Raw genomic sequence first — 21,402 nt, forward strand, 5'->3', positions numbered from 1 at the left:
TCGGGGGCTCGGGGGCACGGCTACGGCCTACGGGACCGTAACCTACGGTTTCGTAAGTATGGCAGCGACGCCGCTCCGAGCAAGGCCGTGACAGGCCACGCCCCCGCCCTCCCGGGCCGGGTGCCCACCCTGCGGACGGTGTGATTCCCCCGGGACGGGGACACCTATCCTGGGGACGTCGGACAGCGCGGTCCGCCACCCGCCCAGACGTGCTCAACGACTGCACCATCCCTGCAAGGAGCCGCACCTGTGAGCAGTGCCGACAACACCCCCGCCGAGCCCGCCACCTCCGGAACTCCCCAGGGCACCAGCGGTGACAACGGTGCCCTGCGCGCCGACATCCGCCGCCTCGGCGACCTCCTCGGCGAGACCCTCGTCCGGCAGGAAGGTCAGGACCTCCTCGACCTCGTCGAACAGGTCCGCGCCCTGACCCGCACCGACGGCGAGGCCGCCGCCCGGCTCCTCGGCGAGACCGACCTGGCCACCGCCGCCAAGCTGGTCCGCGCCTTCTCCACCTACTTCCACCTGGCGAACGTCACCGAGCAGGTCCACCGCGGTCGCGAGCTGCGCGCCCGGCGCGCCGCCGAGGGCAGCATCCTCGCCCGCACCGCCGACATGCTCAAGGACGCCGACCCCGAGCACCTGCGGGAGACCGCCCGCAACCTCGGCGTCCGCCCGGTCTTCACCGCCCACCCCACCGAGGCCGCCCGCCGCTCCGTCCTCACCAAGCTCCGCAAGATCGCCGAGCTGCTGGACCGCATCGACGCCGCCGACCGCCGCCGGGTGGATCTCCGCCTCGCCGAGAACATCGACCTCATCTGGCAGACCGACGAGCTGCGGGTGGCCCGCCCCGAGCCCACCGACGAGGCCCGGAACGCCATCTACTACCTCGACGAGCTCGGCCGCGGCGCGGTCGGCGACGTTCTGGAGGACCTCGCCGCCGAACTCGCACGCGCCGGCACCGAGCTGCCCGCCGGCACCCGCCCGCTGACCTTCGGCACCTGGATCGGCGGCGACCGCGACGGCAACCCCAACGTCACCCCCCAGGTCACCTGGGACGTCCTGATCCTCCAGCACGAGCACGGCATCACCGACGCCCTGGAGCACGTCGACGAACTCCGCGGCGCCCTCTCCAACTCCATCCGCAACTGCGGCGCCACCGACGAACTCCTCGCCTCCCTCCAGCGGGACCTCGACCTCCTCCCCGAGATCAGCCCCCGCTACAAGCGCCTCAACAGCGAAGAGCCCTACCGCCTCAAGGCCACCTGCATCCGCCAGAAGCTCCTCAACACCCGCGAGCGGCTGGCCAGCGACACCCCCCACGTCCCCGGCCGCGACTACCTCGGCACCAGCGAACTCCTCGACGACCTCACCCTGATCCAGACCTCGCTGCGCGCCCACCGCGGCGGCCTGATCGCCGACGGCCGCCTGGAGCGCACCCTGCGCACCATCGGCGCGTTCGGCCTCCAGCTCGCCACCATGGACGTCCGCGAGCACGCCGACGCCCACCACCACGCCCTCGGCCAGCTCTTCGACCGCCTCGGCGAGGAGTCCTGGCGCTACGTGGACATGCCGCGCGACTACCGCCGCAAGCTCCTCGCCAAGGAGCTCCGCTCCCGCCGGCCGCTCGCCCCCACCCCGCCGCCCCTCGACGAGGCCGGCGCCAAGACCCTCGGCGTCTTCCGCACCATCCGCCAGGCCAAGAAGACCTTCGGCCCCGAGGTCATCGAGTCCTACATCATCTCGATGTGCCAGGGCTCCGACGACGTCTTCGCCGCCGCCGTCCTCGCCCGCGAGGCCGGTCTGATCGACCTGCACGCCGGCTGGGCCAAGATCGGCATCGTCCCGCTGCTGGAGACCACCGACGAGCTGAAGATCGCCGACCAGCTCCTCGACGACATGCTCTCCGACCCCTCCTACCGCCGCCTGGTCGCCCTGCGCGGCGACGTCCAGGAGGTCATGCTCGGCTACTCCGACTCCTCCAAGTTCGGCGGCATCACCACCAGCCAGTGGGAGATCCACCGCGCCCAGCGCCTGCTCCGCGACGTCGCCCACCGGCACGGCGTCCGGCTGCGGCTCTTCCACGGCCGCGGCGGCACCGTCGGCCGCGGCGGCGGCCCCTCCCACGACGCGATCCTCGCCCAGCCCTACGGCACCCTCGAAGGCGAGATCAAGGTCACCGAGCAGGGCGAGGTCATCTCCGACAAGTACCTCGTGCCGTCGCTCGCCCGGGAGAACCTGGAGCTGACGGTCGCCGCGACCCTCCAGGCGTCCGCGCTGCACACCGCCCCCCGCCAGTCCGACGAGGCCCTGGCCCGCTGGGACGCCGCGATGGAGACCGTCTCCGAAGCCGCCCACGGCGCCTACCGCCGGCTCGTCGAGGACCCCGACCTGCCCGCCTACTTCTTCGCCTCCACCCCCGTCGACCAGCTCGCCGAGCTCCACCTCGGCTCCCGCCCGTCCCGCCGCCCCGACTCCGGCGCCGGCCTCGACGGCCTCCGCGCCATCCCGTGGGTCTTCGGCTGGACCCAGTCCCGGCAGATCGTCCCCGGCTGGTTCGGCGTCGGCACCGGCCTCAAGGCCGCCCGCGAGGCCGGCCTGGACACCGTCCTCGACGAGATGCACGAGCACTGGCACTTCTTCCGCAACTTCCTGTCCAACGTCGAGATGACGCTGGCCAAGACCGACCTGCGGATCGCCCAGCACTACGTCGACACCCTCGTCCCGGACGAGCTCCGGCACGTCTTCGACGTCATCAGGGCCGAGCACGAGCTGACCGTCGCCGAGGTGCTGCGCGTCACCGGCGAGGCCGAACTCCTCGACTCCAACCCGGTGCTCCAGCAGACCTTCCACGTCCGCGACGCCTACCTGGACCCGATCTCCTACCTCCAGGTCACTCTCCTCAAGCGCCAGCGCGACGCCGCCGCGGCCGAGGAGCAGCCCGACCCGCTGCTCTCCCGCGCCCTCCTCCTCACCGTCAACGGCGTGGCCGCCGGCCTCCGCAACACCGGCTGACCGCCCCCGCCCCGACGTACGACGGCGGGTCCGCCCGGAGAAACCTCCGGACGGGCCCGCCGTCGTACGTCGGGGCGCCGCTCACGAGTTGTAGGTGCTCTGCGCCCGCTCCAGACCCTCCACGACCAACGCCTCCACCGCGTCCGCCGCCCGGTCCACGAAGTACCCGAGCTCCTTGCGCTCGGTCGACGAGAAGTCCTTCAACACGAAGTCCGCCACCTGCATCCGCCCCGGCGGCCGGCCGATCCCGAACCGCACCCGGTGGTACTCCGCGCCCAACGACTTCGTGATCGACTTCAGTCCGTTGTGCCCGTTGTCGCCGCCGCCCAGCTTCAACCGCAGCGCGCCGTAGTCGATGTCCAACTCGTCATGCACCACGACGACGTTGGCCACCGGCACCTTGAAGAAGTCCCGCAGCGCGGTCGTCGGCCCGCCCGACACGTTCATGAACGACGACGGCTTGGCCACCACCACCCGACGGTTCGACGGGCCCGGCGGACCGATGCGCCCCTCCACCACCTGGGCCCGCGCCTTGTGGGCCTTGAAACGGCCCCCCATCCGCTCCGCCAGCAGATCCGCCACCATGAACCCCACGTTGTGGCGGTTGCCCGCGTACTCCGGGCCCGGATTGCCGAGCCCCACGATGAGCCAGGGGCTCGCCGCATCGGTCATGTCCACGTCTCCTCAAAAACGACCCAACCGCCGCCCCGGCGCCGCCCGGCGCCGCGACAGCGGTTGGGAAGAAACTACCGCGAGAGGGCTCAGCCCTCGGCGCCCTCGGCCTCGGCAGCCTCGGCCGGGGCCTCCGCCTGCGCGGCGACGACCTGCAGCACCGGGGTGTCGCCGTCGACGGCCAGCGACGCGCCGGCCGGCAGCTCGATGTCCTTGGCGAGCACGGTGTGACCGGCGTCCAGGCCCGCGATCGACACGGTGACGGACTCGGGGATGTGGGTCGCCTCGGCCTCGACCGGCAGGGTGTTGAGCAGGTGCTCCAGCAGGTTGCCGCCGGGGGCCAGCTCGCCCTCGGTCTGGATCGGCAGCTCGACGCCGACCTTCTCGCCCTTCTTGACGGCCAGGAAGTCGACGTGGACCAGGAAGCGACGGATCGCCTCGCGCTGCACGGCCTTCGGGATCACCAGCTCGTCGGTGCCCTCGCCCTCAAGGCGGATCAGCGCGTTCGGGGTCTTCAGGGCCATCATCAGCGCGTGGCTGTCGACCGCCACGTGCTTCGGCTCCGCGCCGTGGCCGTAGACGACCGCGGGAATCTTCGCCTCGCGGCGCAGGCGGCGCGCGGCGCCCTTGCCGAAGTCGTTCCGGGCCTCGGCGGCGAGCTTGATCTCGGCCATGTCGCACTCCTCGTATCTGGAAGAAATCTCTGCGGGGCGTCACCCGGCCCACGACAGACCTGCTACGAAGAGCGCGTCGATAACGGACCACCGCCATGAGAAGGCGGCCTCCCTCGCCGAGCAACTCGATGAGTCTACCCGGCCAGGAAGGCCGCCCCAAAGTCGATCTAGCCGGCCACCGCCGGCCGCCGGCTCACTGCTCGTCGAACAGGCTCGTCACCGAGCCGTCCTCGAACACCTCGCGGATCGCCCGCGCGATCGTCGGCGCCATCGACAGCACCGTGATCTTGTCCAGCTCCAGCTCCGAAGGCGTCGGCAGCGTGTTGGTGAACACGAACTCGCTGACCTTGGAGTTCTTCAGCCGGTCCGCGGCCGGGCCGGACAGCACGCCGTGCGTCGCCGTCACGATCACGTCGGCCGCGCCGTTGGCGTACAGCGCCTCGGCCGCCGCGCAGATCGTGCCACCGGTGTCGATCATGTCGTCGACCAGGACGCAGACCCGGCCCTTGACGTCACCGACGACCTCGTGGACGGTGACCTGGTTCGCCACGTCCTTGTCCCGGCGCTTGTGGACGATCGCCAGCGGCGCACCCAGCCGGTCGCACCAGCGGTCCGCCACCCGCACCCGACCCGCGTCCGGCGAGACCACCGTCAGCTTGTCGCGGTCCACCTTCGCGCCCACGTAGTCCGCCAGCACCGGCAGGGCGAAGAGGTGGTCCACCGGGCCGTCGAAGAAGCCCATGATCTGGTCCGTGTGCAGGTCCACGGTGACGATGCGGTCCGCGCCCGCGGTCTTCATCAGGTCCGCGATCAGCCGCGCCGAGATCGGCTCGCGCCCACGGTGCTTCTTGTCCTGGCGCGCGTACCCGTAGAACGGCACGACCACGGTGATGCTCCGGGCCGAGGCCCGCTTCAGCGCATCGATCATGATCAGCTGTTCCATGATCCACTTGTTGATCGGAGCCGTGTGGCTCTGGATCAGGAAGCAGTCGGCGCCGCGCGCCGACTCCTGGTAGCGGACGTAGATCTCGCCGTTGGCGAAGTCGAAAGCCTTCGTCGGGACCAGGCCCACACCCAGCTGGTGCGCGACCTCCTCGGCAAGCTCGGGGTGGGCGCGGCCGGAGAAGAGCATCAGCTTCTTCTCGCCGGTCGTCTTGATCCCGGTCACAGCAAATCTCCTTGCATCACAGTTTGCGTGCGCTCATCACGGTACGCCCCGCACGGCGTACCCGTCGGCACAGTCACCGCTCGCCCTCGGGCTTCCGGCCAGACCCCTGACCCGACTCCGATTCCGGACGAGCGGACGAAGCGGCCTGCGCGGCGGCGCTCCCGGGCCGCTTGCGCGCGACCCAGCCCTCGATGTTGCGCTGCTGGCCACGTGCGACCGCCAGCGAACCCGGGGGCACATCCTTGGTGATGACCGAACCGGCCGCGGTGTACGCGCCGTCCCCGATCGTGACGGGCGCCACGAACATGTTGTCCGAGCCCGTCTTGCAGTGCGAACCGACCGTCGTGTGGTGCTTGGCCTCGCCGTCGTAGTTCACGAACACGCTCGCCGCACCGATGTTGGTGTACTCACCGATCGTCGCATCCCCGACGTACGACAGGTGCGGCACCTTGGTGCCCTCGCCGATCTGCGAGTTCTTCATCTCGACGAACGTGCCGGCCTTCGACTTCAGCCCCAGGACCGCGCCCGGACGCAGATACGCGTACGGGCCCACCGTCGCCTCCGGTCCGACCTCCGCGCCGTCCGCCACCGTGAACGACACCGTCGCCCCGGCGCCCACGGTCGTGTCCTTGAGCCGGGACTGCGGCCCCACCTCGGCGCCCGACGCCAGATGCGTGGAGCCCAGCAGCTGGGTCCCCGGGTGCACCGTCGCGTCCTGCTCGAACGTCACCGACACGTCGACCCACGTGGAGGCCGGATCGACCACCGTCACGCCGGCCAGCATCGCCTGCTCCAGCAGCCGCGCGTTCAGCAGGCGCCGCGCCTCGGCCAGTTGCACGCGGTTGTTGATCCCGAGGATCTCCCGGTGGTCGGCCGCCACCGCGGCACCCACCCGGTGTCCGGCCTCGCGGACGATGCCCAGCACGTCCGTCAGGTACTCCTCGCCCTGGCTGTTGTCCGTGCGCACCTTGCCCAGCGCGTCGACCAGCAGCCGCGCGTCGAACGCGAACACCCCGGAGTTGATCTCCCGGATCGCCCGCTGGTCCTCGGTCGCGTCCTTGTGCTCGACGATCTCGGTCACCGCGCCGGACGCCGGGTCCCGCACGATCCGCCCGTAGCCCGTCGCGTCCGGCACCTCGGCCGACAGCACGGTCACGGCGTTGCCGTCCTCGGCGTGCGTCTCGCTGAGCCTGCGCAGCGTCTCGCCGGTCAGCAGCGGGGTGTCGCCGCACACCACGACGACGGTGCCGTCCAGCGTGATGCCGTCGCCGCTCAGCTCCTCCAGCGCGGTGCGGACGGCGTGGCCGGTGCCGTTCTGCTCGTACTGCACGGCGGTGCGTGCGGTGGGGTCGATGGCGGCGAGGTGTTCCCGCACCTGCTCACGGGCGTGGCCGACGACCACGACGAGGTGCTCGGGGTCCAGCTCGCGGGATGCGGCGACGACGTGGCCGACGAGGGATCGGCCGCAGATCGCGTGCAGGACCTTGGGGGTCGTCGACTTCATGCGGGTTCCCTCACCCGCTGCGAGAACGACGACGGCGGCCGGGCGGTTGGCGCTCACGGGATGCCCTTCGGCTTCTTGGCTACTTCGGGTGGTGGTCATCCGAAGGATACCGGGGCGTTTTGCGGGGGAAACGAGGGCGGGTCCCGACCGGCTGGCCAGGACCCGTGCAGTGCTGCGCTCCCCCGCCAGGACTCGAACCCGGACTTAAGGTACCAAAAACCTCAGTGCTGCCGATTACACCACAGGGGAGTGCGAAGACAGCCAAACCGGACATTCCGTCAGGCTGGCCGCTCGACACCCAACACTATGCCGTACCACCCGCCTTCGATGCGACGGTATGGATCATCACTGCGCGAATCTCGGGCCGCGCAACGGTCGTCGGGCCGTCGGCGCGGGAGATTCCACGGCCCCCGCGATGACGGATGGTGAGGGTCGGTGACGGGCCGGAGGCGGGCCGGGAGCGCGCCCGGGAAAGCCCGGCCGGCGCCCGTACGCTGGTCGGTATGACCGCAACGGGGGCAAGTGAGAACGTGGCCGCACGAGGGAGGCCGGGGGGCGGTCCCTGGTGGTGGGCGCGGCGGCGCAGCGCGGTGCTGGACGTACTGCTGGCGCTGGCGTCCACGGTCGAGTGCATGGCGGAGGGGATCCCCTTCGCGCACACCTCGGGGATGCCGGTGGCCGTCGGGGTGCTGCTCGGCCTGGTGGCCGGGCCGGTGCTGCTGGTGCGCCGCCGCTGGCCGGTCGTGGTGGTGCTGACGTCGATCGCGGTGATCCCCGCGGAGATGGGCGCGCTGCTGAGCATCGTCGGGCTCTACACCCTCGCGGCGTCGCACGTGCCGCGGCGGATCGTCGGGCTGCTGGCCGGGATGTCGGCGGCCGGCACGGTGGTGTCGACGTTCTTCAGCATGCGCCAGGACGTCCTGGTGCAGCCGGAGTTCCATCCGCCGGTGTGGTTCGTGGTCGTGATGGCGCTGGCGGTCGGGCTGGTGCTGACCGCCCCGCCGGTGCTGTGGGGCCTGTACGTCGGCGCGCGGCGGCGACTGGTGGAGAGCCTGCGGGAGCGGGCGGACGGCCTGGAGCGGGAGCTGTCGCTGCTGGCGGACCGGGCCGAGGAACGGGCTGAGTGGGCCCGTAACGAGGAGCGGACCCGGATCGCGCGGGAGATGCACGACGTGGTCGCCCACCGGGTGAGCCTGATGGTGGTGCATGCCGCGGCGTTGCAGGCGGTGGCGTTGAAGGACCCGGAGAAGGCGTCGCGGAACGCCGCCCTGGTGGGGGACATGGGGCGGCAGGCGCTGACCGAGCTGCGGGAGATGCTCGGGGTGCTGCGCACCGCGGAGGGCGCGGTGGGGCGCGGGTCGGCGGGTTCGGACGAGCCGGAGCGGTTGGCGGCGGTGGCCTCGCGGGTGTCGCGGCAGGCGGCCGGGGGCGCCGCGCCGGAGTCGGCGGAGTCGGCCGCGGGGGCGGGCCCGGCCGGTGCGCCGGCGGGCGCCGTGGAGCCCGCGGCGGACGGGCCGTGGCTGGTGGAACTGGGCGAACTGGTCGAGCAGTCCCGGGCCGCCGGGATGGCGGTGGAACTCTCGGTGCAGGGCGACGAGGGGGAGTCGGTCACGGCGGACGACGCCGGGCCGCGCTATGCGGCGCGGGTGGAGCGGGCCGTCTACCGGGTCGTGCAGGAGGCGCTGACCAACGTGCACAAGCACGCGCCGGGGGCCCGGGCGCGGGTGCGGCTGGCGCTCCGGGCCGGCGAGGTGGCGGTGCAGGTGGAGAACGGCCCGTCGGAGCGCGGGGCGACCGACGCCGGGCTGCCGAGCGGCGGGAACGGTCTGCTGGGGATGCGGGAACGGGTCACCGCGCTGGGCGGCGCGTTCGTCTCCGGGCCGACGGACGCGGGGGGCTTCCGGGTGTCCGCGGTGGTGCCGGTGGCGGCCGCGGCCTGAGGCCGGTGGCGCGGCGTCGCGCGTCGCGTCAGTCGGCGGAGACGGTGAGGCGGCTCGGGCGGGTGCCCAGGATGAGGGTGCCGAGCGCCTGGTCGAGGTCGGGGCCGAGGTACCAGTCGCCGGTGTGGTCGAGGCTGTAGACCCGGCCCTCGGTGTCGATGGCGAGCGTGGCCTGGGGGTGGGTGGCGCCCCGGGTGGCCTTGGTGTCGGGGAGCTGCTCCTGGCCGAGGGGGGCGATCTCGGTGCCCAGCGCGCGGCCGAGGTCGCCGAGGGTGCGGGCGAGGTGCAGGCCGAGGAGCGGGTCGATGACGAACGGCGTGGGGGCGATGTGCCGGCCGGGGCCGGGGCCGGCGATCCGCAGGCCGCCGAATTCGGCCCATGCCTCGACGGCGGCCGGGAAGACCGTGTGCCGGTGGCCGGCCGGGGAGGCGTGGGTGCGGAGGGTGTCGGCCCAGTGCTCGGCCTGCTGTATGTCCCAGCGGCCCGGTTGCCAGCCGGCGTCGTGCAGGGCGATGTCGACGGCGGCGGGGAAGCGGGTGGATCCGGGCCCGTCGTGGGCGGGGGTGGTCGGCATGGTGGCGATCAGCTCCCTTGGGGCGTCGTCGCCCCGATGGGCATGACGCCGAAGTGGGCGAGGAGGGCGTCGCAGGAGCGGCAGGGCGGTGCGTAGCCGCCGTGCTGGGGGTCGCCGTCCTCGCGGATGTGGCGTGCGGTGATCTTGGAGTGTTTCAGGGAGCGACGGGCTTCGCCGTTGGTGAGGGGTTTGCGGGAGGCGCGCTTGCCGCGGTTGGCCTCGACCGCGGTGAGGTGCCGGGAGAGCAGGACCGCTTCGGGACATCGGCCGGTGAAGCGGTCGCGCTGCGCGGTGGGCAGGGTGTCCAGGAAGTCCTGGACCAGCGGGTGGAGGGCGGGCGGCTGTTCCGCCTTGCTCGCCGTGCAGGTGAGGGTTTGACCGCGTACCGACAGGGCGGCGCCGATGGTGGGGAGGATGCCGTCGCGGCGGTGGCGGAGGACGGGGGCGCGGTCGGCGTCCGCGGTGCCGCTCCAGCCGATGCGGGGGTCGCCACTGGCCCGGGGGTCGCCCGCGGTGGACGTGTGGTGTGCGGTGGTGCTCATGGTGGTGCTTCCCTCCCTGCAATCCCCCGGTTGCGGAGGTCAGATTGCCAAATGTGCTGGGTGTTGCGGTAGTCGGGCGCGCTGTCGGGGATGTCACTGGGGTGTGACGGTTCGTCGGTTGTCCGGTAACGGGGCTGGTGGGCGGCGTGTGCCCGGGCGGCGGCGGAGGCCGCGGGGCGGGGGGTGACGCGGGAGTGTCGTGGGGCTGACGAGCACCGTGCGCGCGCTGCCGCCGTGCCGCGCCGCGGCGCGGTCCGGAGGGCGTGGACGGGCGATGGCCGGACCGGCAACGGGGGCGACGGGCGGGTGTTGCGGCACCGCATAGGCTGTGCCCCCAAAGCCAGCTTCAGCCAGGGGGCAACCGCGATGACGACAGGTCGGCAAGGGCTGGAGGCGCATTCCGGCCTCCATGCCGCAGGACGTCCCGTGCCACCGAACTCGGCCTATGCCGGGCAGGTCGTACATTTCCCTGATCCGGTGCGTGCCGCGCGGTATCCGGCCGGGGTGCGGATGGACGCGGACGGTTTCCCGGACTTCTCGTCGTACGCCCGGGCGGCGGCGGAGATCGCCGAGCCGCCGGAGGGCTTCGGCGTCGACGAGCTGCGGCTGACGGACTTCGTCTCGGCGAACGCGGCGCTGCACGCGCAGGGCCACGAGCTGTGGATAGACGTGCCGTCGGTGGCCACGCCGCACGGCTGGACCTGGCACCACGTGGCGGGGACCCGGCGGATGGAACTGATCCCGGTCGAGGTGAAGGCGCTGCTGCGGCACCACGCGGGGCTGGCGACGGCGGCGGTGGCGCACGACAAGCGCGGGACGCGCCCGCTGCAGGAGACCCGCCCGGTGCACTTCGGGCTGCCGCGGCGGGAGCTGGCGGTGAGCGAGGAGCAGGTGGCGCAGGCCGAGGAGGCGCTGGGCTACCGGCTGCCGGGCGCGTACCGGTCGTTCCTGAAGGCGGCCGGCGGATGCGCGCCGGTGGGGGCGGCGCTCGACGCGGAGCTGGGGCTCCTGGTCGACCAGCCGTTCTTCACGGTGCGCGACGACGCCGCGGTCAACGACCTCGTCTATGTGAACAAGTGCCTGCGCGATCACTTCACCAAGGACTACCTGGGCGTGGTCTTCGTGCAGGGCGGGGTGATAGCGGTGAAGGTGCGCGGCGAGGCGCTGGGGTCGGTGTGGTTCTGCCCGTACGACGACGCCCGCGATCAGGACGGGTGGTCGGTGCAGGAGCGGGTGGAGCGGCTGATGTTGCCGTGTGGTGCGGATTTCGATGACTTCCTGCTGCGGCTGGCGGGCAACCCGCCGGAGCTGGAGACGGTGGCGAACCTGATGGTGGACGGCGGCTTCGCCTACGCCGTGCCGGTGGAGGGCTGATCGCGGTGGTGACGTTCGCGCAGGCGCAGGAGCGCGCGGAGCAGTGGGTCAACGGCGAGGCGCTGCCCGAGTTCCACCGCGAGGTGCGGGTGCGGGAGTTCGCGCTGGGCTTCGTGGCCTGGGCCGAGGACCGCGAGGGCGGACCGGCCGGCGAGGGCGGCCGGAGCCGGCTGGTGATCGCCCGCGACAGCGGCGAGACGACGCTGTGGCCGGGGCTGCCGGTGGGCGAGGTGATCCGCCGCTTCGAGGAGGAGTACGGCGCACCGGCGGACGGCGGGTACGGGGCCGCGGAGCCGCCGCGGCGGATCGACCTGGAGGCCACCTCGTTCCTGCTGACGCCGCCGGAGTGGTTGCAGGAGGCGGCCGACGCGATGGGGCTCGGCGGCCGGAAGGGGACGGACGGCAGGGGCGGTTCCGCCAGTGACTCCGCGGCCGGGCCGGCGGCCGTCGGGGCCGATCCGGCTCCGGTCCCCGATCCGGCTCCGGCTCCGGCTCCGGTCTCCGCCGCCGGTTCCGGTGCGGCCGACGACACGCCGTGGGCCGCCGCGGACACCACCGCGGGCGGGGCCGGCGAGGACCGTTCGGTGGCGCCGCCGCAGACGGTGTTCGCGCCGCCGCTCGCCGGATCCGACGACGAGGACACCCCGGCGACGCCGCGGGTGCGGCCCGACGCCAAGACCGAACTGCTCCAGGGCGGCAGCCAGTTGCCGCGTACCCGTATCTCGCCCGCGCTGCCGCCGCCGGTCGCCGACGTGCCCGGCCAGTCGGGCGCGGGCGGCCCGGTGGGGCTGCCGCCGATGCCGCCCGCGCCGCCGATGATGCCGCCCGCGCCGCCCGCCGCACCGCCGGCGGCGCCCGCGCCGGCCGCGGCGTCGGCCGGGCTGCGCGACCTGCCGCCGCCCACCGGGGCGCCGATCGCGGACGTGCCGCCGCCGCCCGGTGTGGTGCCGCCGGCCCCGCCGGCCCCGCCGTCCGGAGGTGGCCCCGGCGGGGGCGTGCACGCCGCGGCGACGATGCTCGCCGGCGGATCCTCGCTGCCCGGCAACGCCGGCGGCCCGCCGCCGCCTCCCGGCGCGCCCGGGGTCCCCGGCGCGGGCCGGGACGGCGGCCGGCCGGACCCGGAGTCGGTCGCGGCCGTCGAGACGCAGAAGGCGGACGCGCGTCCCGGGGACGGCCCGGCGCCCTCGGGCCCGGGTGCGTCCGGTGCGCCGGCCAGCGGTTACGTGCCGACCCAGCTGGTGTCCCAACTGGACGCCTCCGAACTGGACTTGAGCGCCGTGGACGGGCCCGGTGAGGGCCCCGGCGGTGCGGCCGGCGGGCAACAGCCCGGCGGCGGCCCGGGGGGTCCCGGTGCCGCGGGCGGGGTGCACGCCGCCGCCACGATGTTCGCGGACGGTGCGGCCCTCCAGGCCGCGGCGCCCGGCCCGGGCGGAGCCGTCGGTGGTCCCGGCGGGCCCGGGGCCCCCGGCGGTCCGGGCATGCCCCCGCCGCCGCCCCCCGGTCCGCTCGGTGCGCCCAAGGCCCCGGGGGCGCCGGGCAAGCCCGGTGCGCCCGCGGGCGGCCCCGGCCCCGGCGGCCAGGACGGGCCGCCTCCGCCTCCGCCGCCCGCCCCGCCGGGTGGTGCGGGTGCCGCGGGCGGGGTGCACGCCGCCGCCACGATGCTCGCGAGCGGTGCCGCGCTGCCCGGTGGTCCCGGCGGTCCCCCTGGTGCGGGGCCCGGTGGTCCCGGCATGCCGCCGGCCGCCGGGCCGGGCATGCCGTCGGCCCCGCCGATGGCCCCGCCGGCACAGCCCGGCCCGCCGCCGGGTCCGCCCGGTGTGCCGGCTCCCGGCGTACCGGGCCCCGGCGGTCCGGGCGCCCCCGGCGCGTACGGCTACCCGCAGGCCCCCAGTGGTCAGCCGACCGTGGGCCCCGGCTACATGGCCGTGCTGAGCTACCGCGCGCCGGACGGCAGCGAGCAGAAGATCGTGCGCCGCTCGGCGCCGGGCACCCCGCATCCGGAGTGGCAACTGCTGCACGAGCTGCGGGCGATGAACGTGCCGCCGCAGCAGGTGGTGGAGCTGCACACCGAGCTGGAGTGCTGCGAGCTGCCCGGCGGCTACTGCGCCCGGATGGTGCGGGAGACCTGGCCGCAGGTGCGGATCAGCCACACCGCCGCGTACGGCAGGGACCATGCGTCGCGCCAGCAGGGTGTACGTCATCTGATCGAGCATCAGGGCGAGTTGCACCAGGTCGCCGACGGTCCGGCACGGCCCGCGCCGGTGCGGGCACCGCTGCCGCACCCCTCGCAGGTGCAGCCGGTGCCCCCGGTGCCGCCGCAGGCGATCGGGCAGGAGCTGGAGCAGGCGTTCGGGCCGCAGGGGATCTTCCGCTTCGACCAGCGGGCGGTCTCCCGGCAGGGCGTGCCGGACGTCGTCGCGCAGACGCTGGTGTGGGCCGGGATGCCGGTCGACTTCGGGCCGTTCTTCTGGGCGCAGGCGCAGCCGGGGCGCCCGGTGCCGACGCTGGCGGAGCTGGCGGCGGAGCGGAGGGTGCAGCCGGCGCCGGACGCGGGTTCGTATCTGGTGATGGGCAACGACTTCGGCCGTCAGCTGTGCGTCCAGTACGGGACCGCCAACATCGTGGCCGTCCCGTTGGGGGAAGGGCCCGGTGGGCAGGCCGTCGCGCCGCAGTTCGTGAACACCGGGCTGCCGGAGTTCGTGCGGTGCCTGGCGATGCTGGGGCGGATGTGGCGCCTGCGGTACGGGCTGACGCCCGAGCAGGCCGGCCGCTGGACGGTGGACTTCCAGGCGCAGCTGGTGGCATTGGATCCGCCGGCGCTGGGGTCGCCGGAGACCTGGTGGTCGGTGCTGCTGGAACAGATGTGGGACGGGTTGTTGTAGGCGTCCCGGGGCCGGGGCGCGGCGGTTTCTGACTCCGCCGGGCGCCGGCGCCGGTGGAGTGCTCGCCATGACGGCGGGGGGTGGTGCGACCGCCCCCCGCCGTCGGCGTGTCCGCCGTCCCGGTGACGGACCGCCGCGCGGCGCGTCCCCGTGGGCGGACGGAACCGGCCGCGCCACCCGGCCCCGACGGCCGCCGTCCGGTGCCGCGGCAACGTGCGGTGCGGGCAAACCCCTCGCGCGGGCGAAGATCCAATTCAGGCTTCTGGTGGCAAATGGCGCATCCTTGTGGGAAGGAATGGGCGGAGTGTCGTGATGGAGCCGCTTCGGGCCGATCCAGAAAGATGTGCGCGGGACTGTGCGGAGGCTTGCGGGTTCGCGCGACTGCTGTGCGCAGCGGAGAGGGGCTTGAGGGATGAGTACTTCGGTTTCGCCTCACGGGTTCGAGACCGTACGGGGGCGCGGCTATCGGCCGGAGGACGTGGACCGGCGCGTAGAGGGGCTCTCGATCGACCGTGACTCGTGCTGGGAACGGGCCGCCCGGCTGACCGTCCTGTGCAACGAGATGGAAGCCGAACTCGCGGACCTGCGCGCCTACGTGGCGCAGCTGCCGGAGCAGACCTACGAGTCCCTCGGCCAGCAGGCCCGGTTGATCCTGACGACGGCGGAGTCCGAGTCGGCGCGGCTGCGGTCCGAGGCGGCGTCGGCCGCGGAGCAGCTGTACGACGACGCGGCCGAGTACGCGCAGAAGCTGCAGGGCGCGGCGGACAAGGCGGCCCAGCGGCTGCGCGCGGAGGCGGCGGAGGACGCGCGGCGCACGGACAAGGCGGCGGTCGACGAGGCCGGCGAGCTGGTGGCGGAGGCCGTCCAGGAGGCCGAGGAGCTGCGGGCGGAGGCGGCGGAGGAGCTGGCGGAGACCCGGCGGCGGTCCGGGAAGATGCGCAAGGAGCAGGAGGCCCGGCACACCGAGGAGTGGGACTCCCTGGAGCGGGAGCTGGCGCGCCTGGAGACCGAGATGGACCAGCGGGTCGCCGAGTTGGACGCGCACGGGGAGGCGGTGATGGCCGAGCGGCGGCGGCTGACCGCGGAGGTCGAGGAGTCCGCGCGGCACCGGCTGGAGGACGCCGAGGCGCGGGCGGCGGAGCTGCTGGCGCAGGGCAGGGTCGAGGCGGAGCGGATCGAGCGGGCCACCGAGCGGATCGTGCGGGAGCACGACGAGGCCCGGGAGGAGGTCCGCATCCACATGACGCATGTGCGCAACAGCCTGGCGGCGCTGACCGGCAAGGACCCGGCGGAGTTCTCCGGGGCCGGCTCCGGGGCCGCCTCCGGGGCCCCCGCGGGTGCCGGTGCGGGTGCCGTCGAGGGCACCGGCGCGGAACGGGATCCGGACAACGAGGAAACCGTGGAGACGGGGCTGCCGCGGGGCGAGCGGGGCGGCGGCCCGGGGCGGCGCTAGGGCCTGTCCCATCAGAAGCGCCCTAGTCGCGGGCGAGGGAGCGGGGCCGGCCGTCCGTCATCCGGTCGAAGGGGCGTCGGCACCGTCGTTGGTGCCGACGCCCTCGTTCGTCGTGGTGTCGGCGGCGGTGACCGTGCGGGCCTCGGTGTGGACGGGGAAGCGGCGGGGGGCGAGCACGAGGACGGTGAGGAAGGCGAGGGCGGCGGCTGCCGCGGCGCCCAGGTAGACGTGTTCGACGGTGGTGTCGACGGCGCGGCGGAGGTAGTCGGCGGTGCGGGCGGTGAGCGCGCCGGCGTGCTGGAGGGCGCGGGAGACGGCGTCGAGGTCGTGCGGGAGGCCGGCGCGGATGGCCGCCGGGGCGTGGGTGAGGCGGTCGTTGAGGGTGGCGTTGGCGATGGCGCCGAAGAGGGCCGCGCCGAGGGACTGGCCGACCTGGCGGCAGAAGAGGATGGAGGCGGTGGCGGTGCCGCGTTCGGCGTAGCCGACGGAGGACTGGACGCCGATGATCAGCGGGAGTTGGAAGAGGCCGAGGGCGGCGCCGAGGGCGAGCATCAGCAGGGCGGGCTGCCAGGCGGCGCCGGGGTAGGGGAGCAGGGGGAAGGCGAGCAGGACGAGGGCGGCGGCGCCGATGCCCAGGAGGGCGCAGTTGCGGATGCCGATGCGGTTGTAGACGCGGCTGCTGAGGGCGGCGGATATCGGCCAGCTCAGCGTCATGACGGAGAGCACGAAGCCGGCGGCGATCGGGCCGAGGCCGAGGACGGCCTGGGCGTAGGTGGGCAGGAAGACGGTCGGGGCGACCATCAGCAGGCCCAGGGCGCCCAGGGCGAGGTTGACGGCGGAGATGGTGCGGCGGCGCCAGACCCAGCCGGGGATGATCGGTTCGGCGGCGCGGCGTTCGATCAGCACGGTGGCCACGGCGGCCAGGGCGCTGCCGGCGAGCAGCAGCAGGGACGGGGCGGAGAGCCAGGGCCAGGCGGTGCCGCCCTGGACGAGGGCGGTGAGCAGCAGGCCGCCGGCGGCGAAGACGGCGAGCGCGCCGGGCCAGTCGACGCGGGCGCGGCGCCCGGCGGTCGGCCGGTCGCGGCGGGCGTCGTGGAAGTGCCGGATGATCAGCCACAGGGCGAGGGCGCCGACGGGCAGGTTGACCAGGAAGATCCAGCGCCAGTCGCCGTAGCTGGTGAGCAGGCCGCCCAGGGCGGGGCCGGCGACCGCGGAGGCGGCCCAGACGCTGGAGAGCTTGGACTGGATCTTGGGGCGTTCCTTCATCGGGTAGAGGTCGGCGGCGATGGTCTGGACGGTGCCTTGGAGGGCGCCGCCGCCCAGGCCCTGGAGGATCCGGAAGGCGATCAGCGAGCCCATGTCCCAGGCGCCGGCGCAGGCCAGGGAGCCGAGGAGGAACAGGGCGATGCCGGTGAGCAGGATCGGCTTGCGGCCGTAGGTGTCGGAGAGCTTGCCGTAGACGGGGAGGGTGACGGTGACGGCGAGGAGGTAGCCGGAGAAGAGCCAGGAGAAGACGGCGAAGCCGCCGAGGTCGCCGACGATCTGGGGGACGGCGGTGGCGATGATCGTCGAGTCGAGGGCGGCCAGGGCCATGCCGAGCATGAGCGCGGCGACGACCGGGCCGCGCCGGGAGGCGGCCGGGCCGTCCGGTGGCTGGTTCCCGGTACCGTTCCGGTCCGCGCCGTGACTGCCCTGGGTGGTGCGGTTCACCGTGGCCCCCTCCTGCCGTGTGGCGGCGTGGCCGACCCTGACACGTATACGTGTAGTCGGCACGATTCCGTGCACACCCTTGCACGCGCGGTGGCCGGGCGGAATGGGGTTTCTCGCAGCGTGGGACGGCGGCGGGCGGACGACGGGGCTTCGCGGACGGGCCGTAGGGGCCGTCGGTTGTCGGTGGTCCGGCGTAAGGTGGTCAACCCCGGTCCGTTTGCGCCCGTCGGCGCTGTCGAGGGGGTGTCGGACCGGTCGCGTTGTTCGCCTCGCTGGGACGGAACCTTTTCATGAGCCTGAGTGGTCTGCTCGACGCCGTCGTACGGGACCCGGCGCTCGCCGAAGCGGTCAAGGCCGCGGCCGACGGGCACCGGCCGCATGTCGATCTGGTCGGGCCGCCGGCCGCCCGCCCGTTCGCGGTGGCGGCGCTGGCCCGGCAGGCCGGCCGCCCGGTGCTGGCGGTGACCGCCACCGGCCGGGAGGCCGAGGACCTGGCCGCCGCGCTGCGGTCGCTGGTGCCGGCCGGCGAGGAGAACTCCGTCGTGGAGTTCCCGTCCTGGGAGACGCTCCCGCACGAGCGCCTCTCGCCGCGGTCGGACACCGTCGGCCGGCGCCTCGCGGTGCTGCGCCGGCTGGCCCACCCCACCGCCGACGACCCGACGGCGGGCCCGGTGTCGGTGGTCGTCGCGCCGATCCGCTCCGTGCTCCAGCCGCAGGTCAAGGGGCTGGGCGAGCTGGAGCCGGTGAGTCTGCGGACGGGCCAGGCGGCCGATCTCGAAGAGGTCGTCGACGGCCTGGCGGCGGCCGCCTACGCGCGCGTCGAACTCGTCGAGAAGCGCGGCGAGTTCGCGGTCCGCGGCGGCATCCTGGACGTCTTCCCGCCCACCGAGGAGCACCCGCTGCGGGTGGAGTTCTGGGGCGACGACGTCGAGGAGATCCGGTACTTCAAGGTCGCCGACCAGCGCTCCCTGGAGGTGGCCGAGCACGGGCTGTGGGCGCCGCCCTGCCGTGAGCTGCTGCTCACCGACGAGGTGCGGGCGCGGGCCGCGGAGCTGGCCGAGCAGCACCCGGAGCTGGGCGAGCTGCTGGGGAAGATCGCCGAGGGGATCGCCGTCGAGGGCATGGAGTCCCTGGCGCCGGTGCTGGTCGACGACATGGAGCTGCTGCTGGACGTGCTGCCGAAGGGCAGCATGGCGGTGGTCTGCGACCCGGAGCGGGTGCGGACCCGGGCGGCGGACCTGGTGGCGACGAGCCAGGAGTTCCTCCAGGCGTCCTGGGCGGCCAGCGCCGGGGGCGGCGCGGCCCCGATCGACGTGGGCGCGGCGTCCCTGTGGGGCATCGCGGACGTCCGGGACCGGGCCCGTGAGCTGGGCATGATGTGGTGGTCGGTGTCACCGTTCGCGGCCGACGAGGAAGAGGCCGACGGGGACACCCTCAAGCTGGGGATGCACGCCCCGGAGACGTACCGCGGGGACACCCAGCGGGCGCTGGCCGACACCAAGGAGTGGCTGGCGGACGGCTGGCGCACGGTGTTCGTCACCGAGGGCCACGGCCCGGCGGCCCGCACGGTCGAGGTGCTGGGCGGCGAGGGCATCGCCGCCCGCCTGGAGGCCGACCTCGGCGGGATCGCGCCGTCCGTCGTGCATGTGGCCTGCGGCTCGATCGACAACGGCTTCATCGACCCCGGCCTGAAGGTCGCGGTGCTCACCGAGACCGACCTGTCCGGCCAGAAGGCCGCCGGCAAGGACGCGGCCCGGATGCCGGCCCGCCGCCGCAAGCAGATCGACCCGCTGACCCTCCAGGCCGGCGACTTCATCGTCCACGAACAGCACGGCGTCGGCCGCTACATCGAGATGGTGCAGCGCACGGTCCAGGGCGCCACCCGCGAGTACCTGCTGGTGGAGTACGCGCCGGCCAAGCGCGGCCAGCCCGGCGACCGGCTGTACATCCCCACCGACCAGCTGGAGCAGGTCACCAAGTACGTGGGCGGCGAGGCGCCGACGCTGCACCGGCTCGGCGGGGCGGACTGGACGAAGACCAAGGCGCGCGCCAAGAAGGCCGTCAAGGAGATCGCCGCCGACCTGATCAAGCTGTACTCGGCCCGGATGGCGGCGCCCGGCCACGCCTTCGGCACGGACACCCCCTGGCAGCGCGAGCTGGAGGACGCCTTCCCGTACGCGGAGACGCCCGACCAGCTCACCACGATCGCCGAGGTCAAGGAGGACATGGAGAAGTCGGTCCCGATGGACCGGCTGATCTGCGGCGACGTCGGCTACGGCAAGACCGAGATCGCGGTCCGCGCCGCCTTCAAGGCCGTCCAGGACGGCAAGCAGGTGGCGGTGCTGGTGCCGACGACCCTGCTCGTCCAGCAGCACTACGGCACGTTCAGCGAGCGCTACGGCCAGTTCCCCGTCAACGTCCGGGCGCTGTCCCGGTTCCAGACGGACACCGAGGCCAAGGCGGTCCTGGAGGGGTTGCGGGACGGCTCGGTGGACATCGTCATCGGCACCCACCGACTGTTCTCGTCGGAGACGAAGTTCAAGGACCTCGGCCTGGTCATCGTCGACGAGGAGCAGCGCTTCGGCGTCGAGCACAAGGAGCAGCTGAAGAAGCTCCGCGCCAACGTCGACGTCCTGACGATGTCCGCGACGCCGATCCCCCGGACCCTCGAAATGGCGGTCACCGGCATCCGGGAGATGTCGACGATCACCACGCCGCCCGAGGAGCGGCACCCGGTGCTGACCTTCGTCGGCCCCTACGAGCAGAAGCAGATCGGCGCCGCCATCCGCCGTGAACTCCTGCGCGAGGGCCAGGTCTTCTACATCCACAACCGCGTCGAGTCCATCGACCGCGCGGCGGCCCGGCTCCGGGAGATCGTGCCCGAGGCGCGCATCCAGACCGCCCACGGGCAGATGGGCGAGTCGCAGCTGGAGCAGGTCGTGGTCGACTTCTGGGAGAAGAAGTTCGACGTCCTGGTCTCCACCACGATCGTGGAGTCCGGCATCGACATCTCCAACGCCAACACCCTGATCGTCGAGCGCGGCGACAACTTCGGCCTCTCGCAGCTGCACCAGCTGCGCGGCCGCGTCGGCCGTGGCCGCGAGCGCGGCTACGCCTACTTCCTCTACCCGCCGGAGAAGCCGCTCACCGAGACCGCGCACGAGCGCCTCGCCACCATCGCCCAGCACACCGAGATGGGCGCGGGCATGTACGTGGCCATGAAGGACCTGGAGATCCGCGGCGCGGGCAACCTCCTCGGCGGCGAGCAGTCCGGCCACATCGCCGGTGTCGGCTTCGACCTGTACGTCAGGATGGTCGGCGAGGCGGTGGCCGACTACCGGGCGTCCCTGGAGGGCGGCGTGGAGGAGCCACCGCTGGAGGTCAAGATCGAACTCCCGGTGGACGCGCACGTCCCGCACGACTACGCGCCGGGCGAGCGGCTGCGTCTCCAGGCGTACCGGGCGATCGCCTCGGCCAACACCGAGGAGGACATCGCCGCGGTCCGCGAGGAGATCACCGACCGCTACGGCAAGCTCCCCGAGCCGGTGGAGAACCTCCTCCTGGTCGCCGGTCTGCGGATGCTCGCCCGCTCCTGCGGCGTATCCGACATCACCCTCCAGGGCTCCAACATCCGCTTCGGCCCGGTGGAGTTGCGGGAGTCCCAGGAGCTCCGCCTCAAGCGGCTGCACCCGCGCACGGTCCTCAAGCCGGCCACCCGCCAGATCCTGGTACCCCGCCCGACGACCGGCCGCATCGGCGGCAAGCCGCTGGTGGGGCGCGAGTTGCTCGCCTGGGTCGGCGAGTTCCTCACGACGATCCTGAGCTGACGCGCGGTTCCGGCTCTCCCCGCGGTGGGTTTTTGGCGGGGCGGGCGCGGACGACGACGGGGAGGGT

At 73.6% G+C, this 21,402-nt stretch carries 13 protein-coding genes and 1 tRNA gene; 6 read left to right on the top strand and 8 right to left on the bottom strand.

The features are described 5' to 3' along the window. The first annotated feature begins 249 nt into the window (after positions 1 to 249). On the top strand, positions 250 to 3,015 hold the full coding sequence (gene ppc / locus SNOUR_RS23715) for a phosphoenolpyruvate carboxylase (protein WP_067350591.1): 2,766 nt from the start codon (positions 250 to 252) through the stop codon (positions 3,013 to 3,015). Positions 3,016 to 3,096: 81 nt separating this feature from the next. On the opposite strand, the gene pth is transcribed toward ppc, so the two are convergent. From pth to SNOUR_RS23740, 5 genes are all read right to left on the bottom strand, one after another. Further along, positions 3,097 to 3,687: an aminoacyl-tRNA hydrolase gene (gene pth, locus SNOUR_RS23720; RefSeq protein WP_067350593.1), complete on the bottom strand. Its 591-nt coding sequence runs from the start codon at positions 3,685 to 3,687 to the stop codon at positions 3,097 to 3,099. Between the two features lie 89 nt (positions 3,688 to 3,776). After that, entirely contained in the window at positions 3,777 to 4,361 is a 585-nt protein-coding gene (locus tag SNOUR_RS23725; RefSeq protein WP_067350596.1) for a 50S ribosomal protein L25/general stress protein Ctc, read from the bottom strand. Between the two features lie 193 nt (positions 4,362 to 4,554). Beyond that, positions 4,555 to 5,529 (bottom strand): ribose-phosphate diphosphokinase, encoded by a 975-nt coding sequence (locus SNOUR_RS23730; RefSeq protein WP_067350598.1) that lies wholly within the window; start codon positions 5,527 to 5,529, stop codon positions 4,555 to 4,557. A gap of 73 nt (positions 5,530 to 5,602) precedes the next feature. Beyond that, positions 5,603 to 7,090, bottom strand: coding sequence for a bifunctional UDP-N-acetylglucosamine diphosphorylase/glucosamine-1-phosphate N-acetyltransferase GlmU (gene glmU, locus SNOUR_RS23735; protein WP_079142851.1), 1,488 nt, complete (start codon positions 7,088 to 7,090; stop codon positions 5,603 to 5,605). Positions 7,091 to 7,210: 120 nt separating this feature from the next. Further along, positions 7,211 to 7,282, bottom strand: a tRNA-Gln gene (locus SNOUR_RS23740). 254 nt (positions 7,283 to 7,536) lie between these two features. On the opposite strand from SNOUR_RS23740, the gene SNOUR_RS23745 reads away from it, so the two are divergent. Further along, a complete protein-coding gene (locus tag SNOUR_RS23745; RefSeq protein WP_167739065.1) occupies positions 7,537 to 8,973 on the top strand; it encodes a sensor histidine kinase in 1,437 nt (478 codons plus the stop codon). A gap of 28 nt (positions 8,974 to 9,001) precedes the next feature. Here SNOUR_RS23745 and SNOUR_RS23750 read toward each other — a convergent pair whose 3' ends face one another. Together SNOUR_RS23750 and SNOUR_RS23755 are read right to left on the bottom strand one after the other, a co-directional pair. After that, on the bottom strand, positions 9,002 to 9,547 hold the full coding sequence (locus tag SNOUR_RS23750; protein ID WP_067350607.1) for an SUKH-3 domain-containing protein: 546 nt from the start codon (positions 9,545 to 9,547) through the stop codon (positions 9,002 to 9,004). Positions 9,548 to 9,555: 8 nt separating this feature from the next. Beyond that, positions 9,556 to 10,089, bottom strand: coding sequence for a YwqJ-related putative deaminase (locus SNOUR_RS23755; RefSeq protein WP_067350610.1), 534 nt, complete (start codon positions 10,087 to 10,089; stop codon positions 9,556 to 9,558). Positions 10,090 to 10,455: 366 nt separating this feature from the next. Here SNOUR_RS23755 and SNOUR_RS23760 point away from each other — a divergent pair, with 366 nt between their 5' ends. The 3 genes from SNOUR_RS23760 to SNOUR_RS23770 all read left to right on the top strand — a co-directional run bounded on the left by SNOUR_RS23760 (position 10,456) and on the right by SNOUR_RS23770 (position 15,798). Then, positions 10,456 to 11,463, top strand: a complete 1,008-nt coding sequence (locus SNOUR_RS23760) for an HNH endonuclease (protein ID WP_067350612.1) — start codon at positions 10,456 to 10,458, stop codon at positions 11,461 to 11,463. 5 nt (positions 11,464 to 11,468) lie between these two features. Further along, on the top strand, positions 11,469 to 14,345 hold the full coding sequence (locus SNOUR_RS23765) for an SUKH-4 family immunity protein (protein ID WP_067350614.1): 2,877 nt from the start codon (positions 11,469 to 11,471) through the stop codon (positions 14,343 to 14,345). 412 nt (positions 14,346 to 14,757) lie between these two features. Continuing rightward, entirely contained in the window at positions 14,758 to 15,798 is a 1,041-nt protein-coding gene (locus SNOUR_RS23770) for a coiled-coil domain-containing protein (protein ID WP_312633432.1), read from the top strand. A 57-nt stretch (positions 15,799 to 15,855) separates the two neighbouring features. On the opposite strand, the gene SNOUR_RS23775 is transcribed toward SNOUR_RS23770, so the two are convergent. Next, positions 15,856 to 17,508: an MFS transporter gene (locus SNOUR_RS23775; protein ID WP_079142852.1), complete on the bottom strand. Its 1,653-nt coding sequence runs from the start codon at positions 17,506 to 17,508 to the stop codon at positions 15,856 to 15,858. Between the two features lie 290 nt (positions 17,509 to 17,798). Between SNOUR_RS23775 and mfd the strand changes: the two genes are divergently transcribed. After that, on the top strand, positions 17,799 to 21,335 hold the full coding sequence (mfd, locus tag SNOUR_RS23780) for a transcription-repair coupling factor (protein WP_067350617.1): 3,537 nt from the start codon (positions 17,799 to 17,801) through the stop codon (positions 21,333 to 21,335). Positions 21,336 to 21,402: the final 67 nt, after the last annotated feature.

Source organism: Streptomyces noursei ATCC 11455, assembly GCF_001704275.1.
GTDB lineage: Bacteria > Actinomycetota > Actinomycetes > Streptomycetales > Streptomycetaceae > Streptomyces > Streptomyces noursei.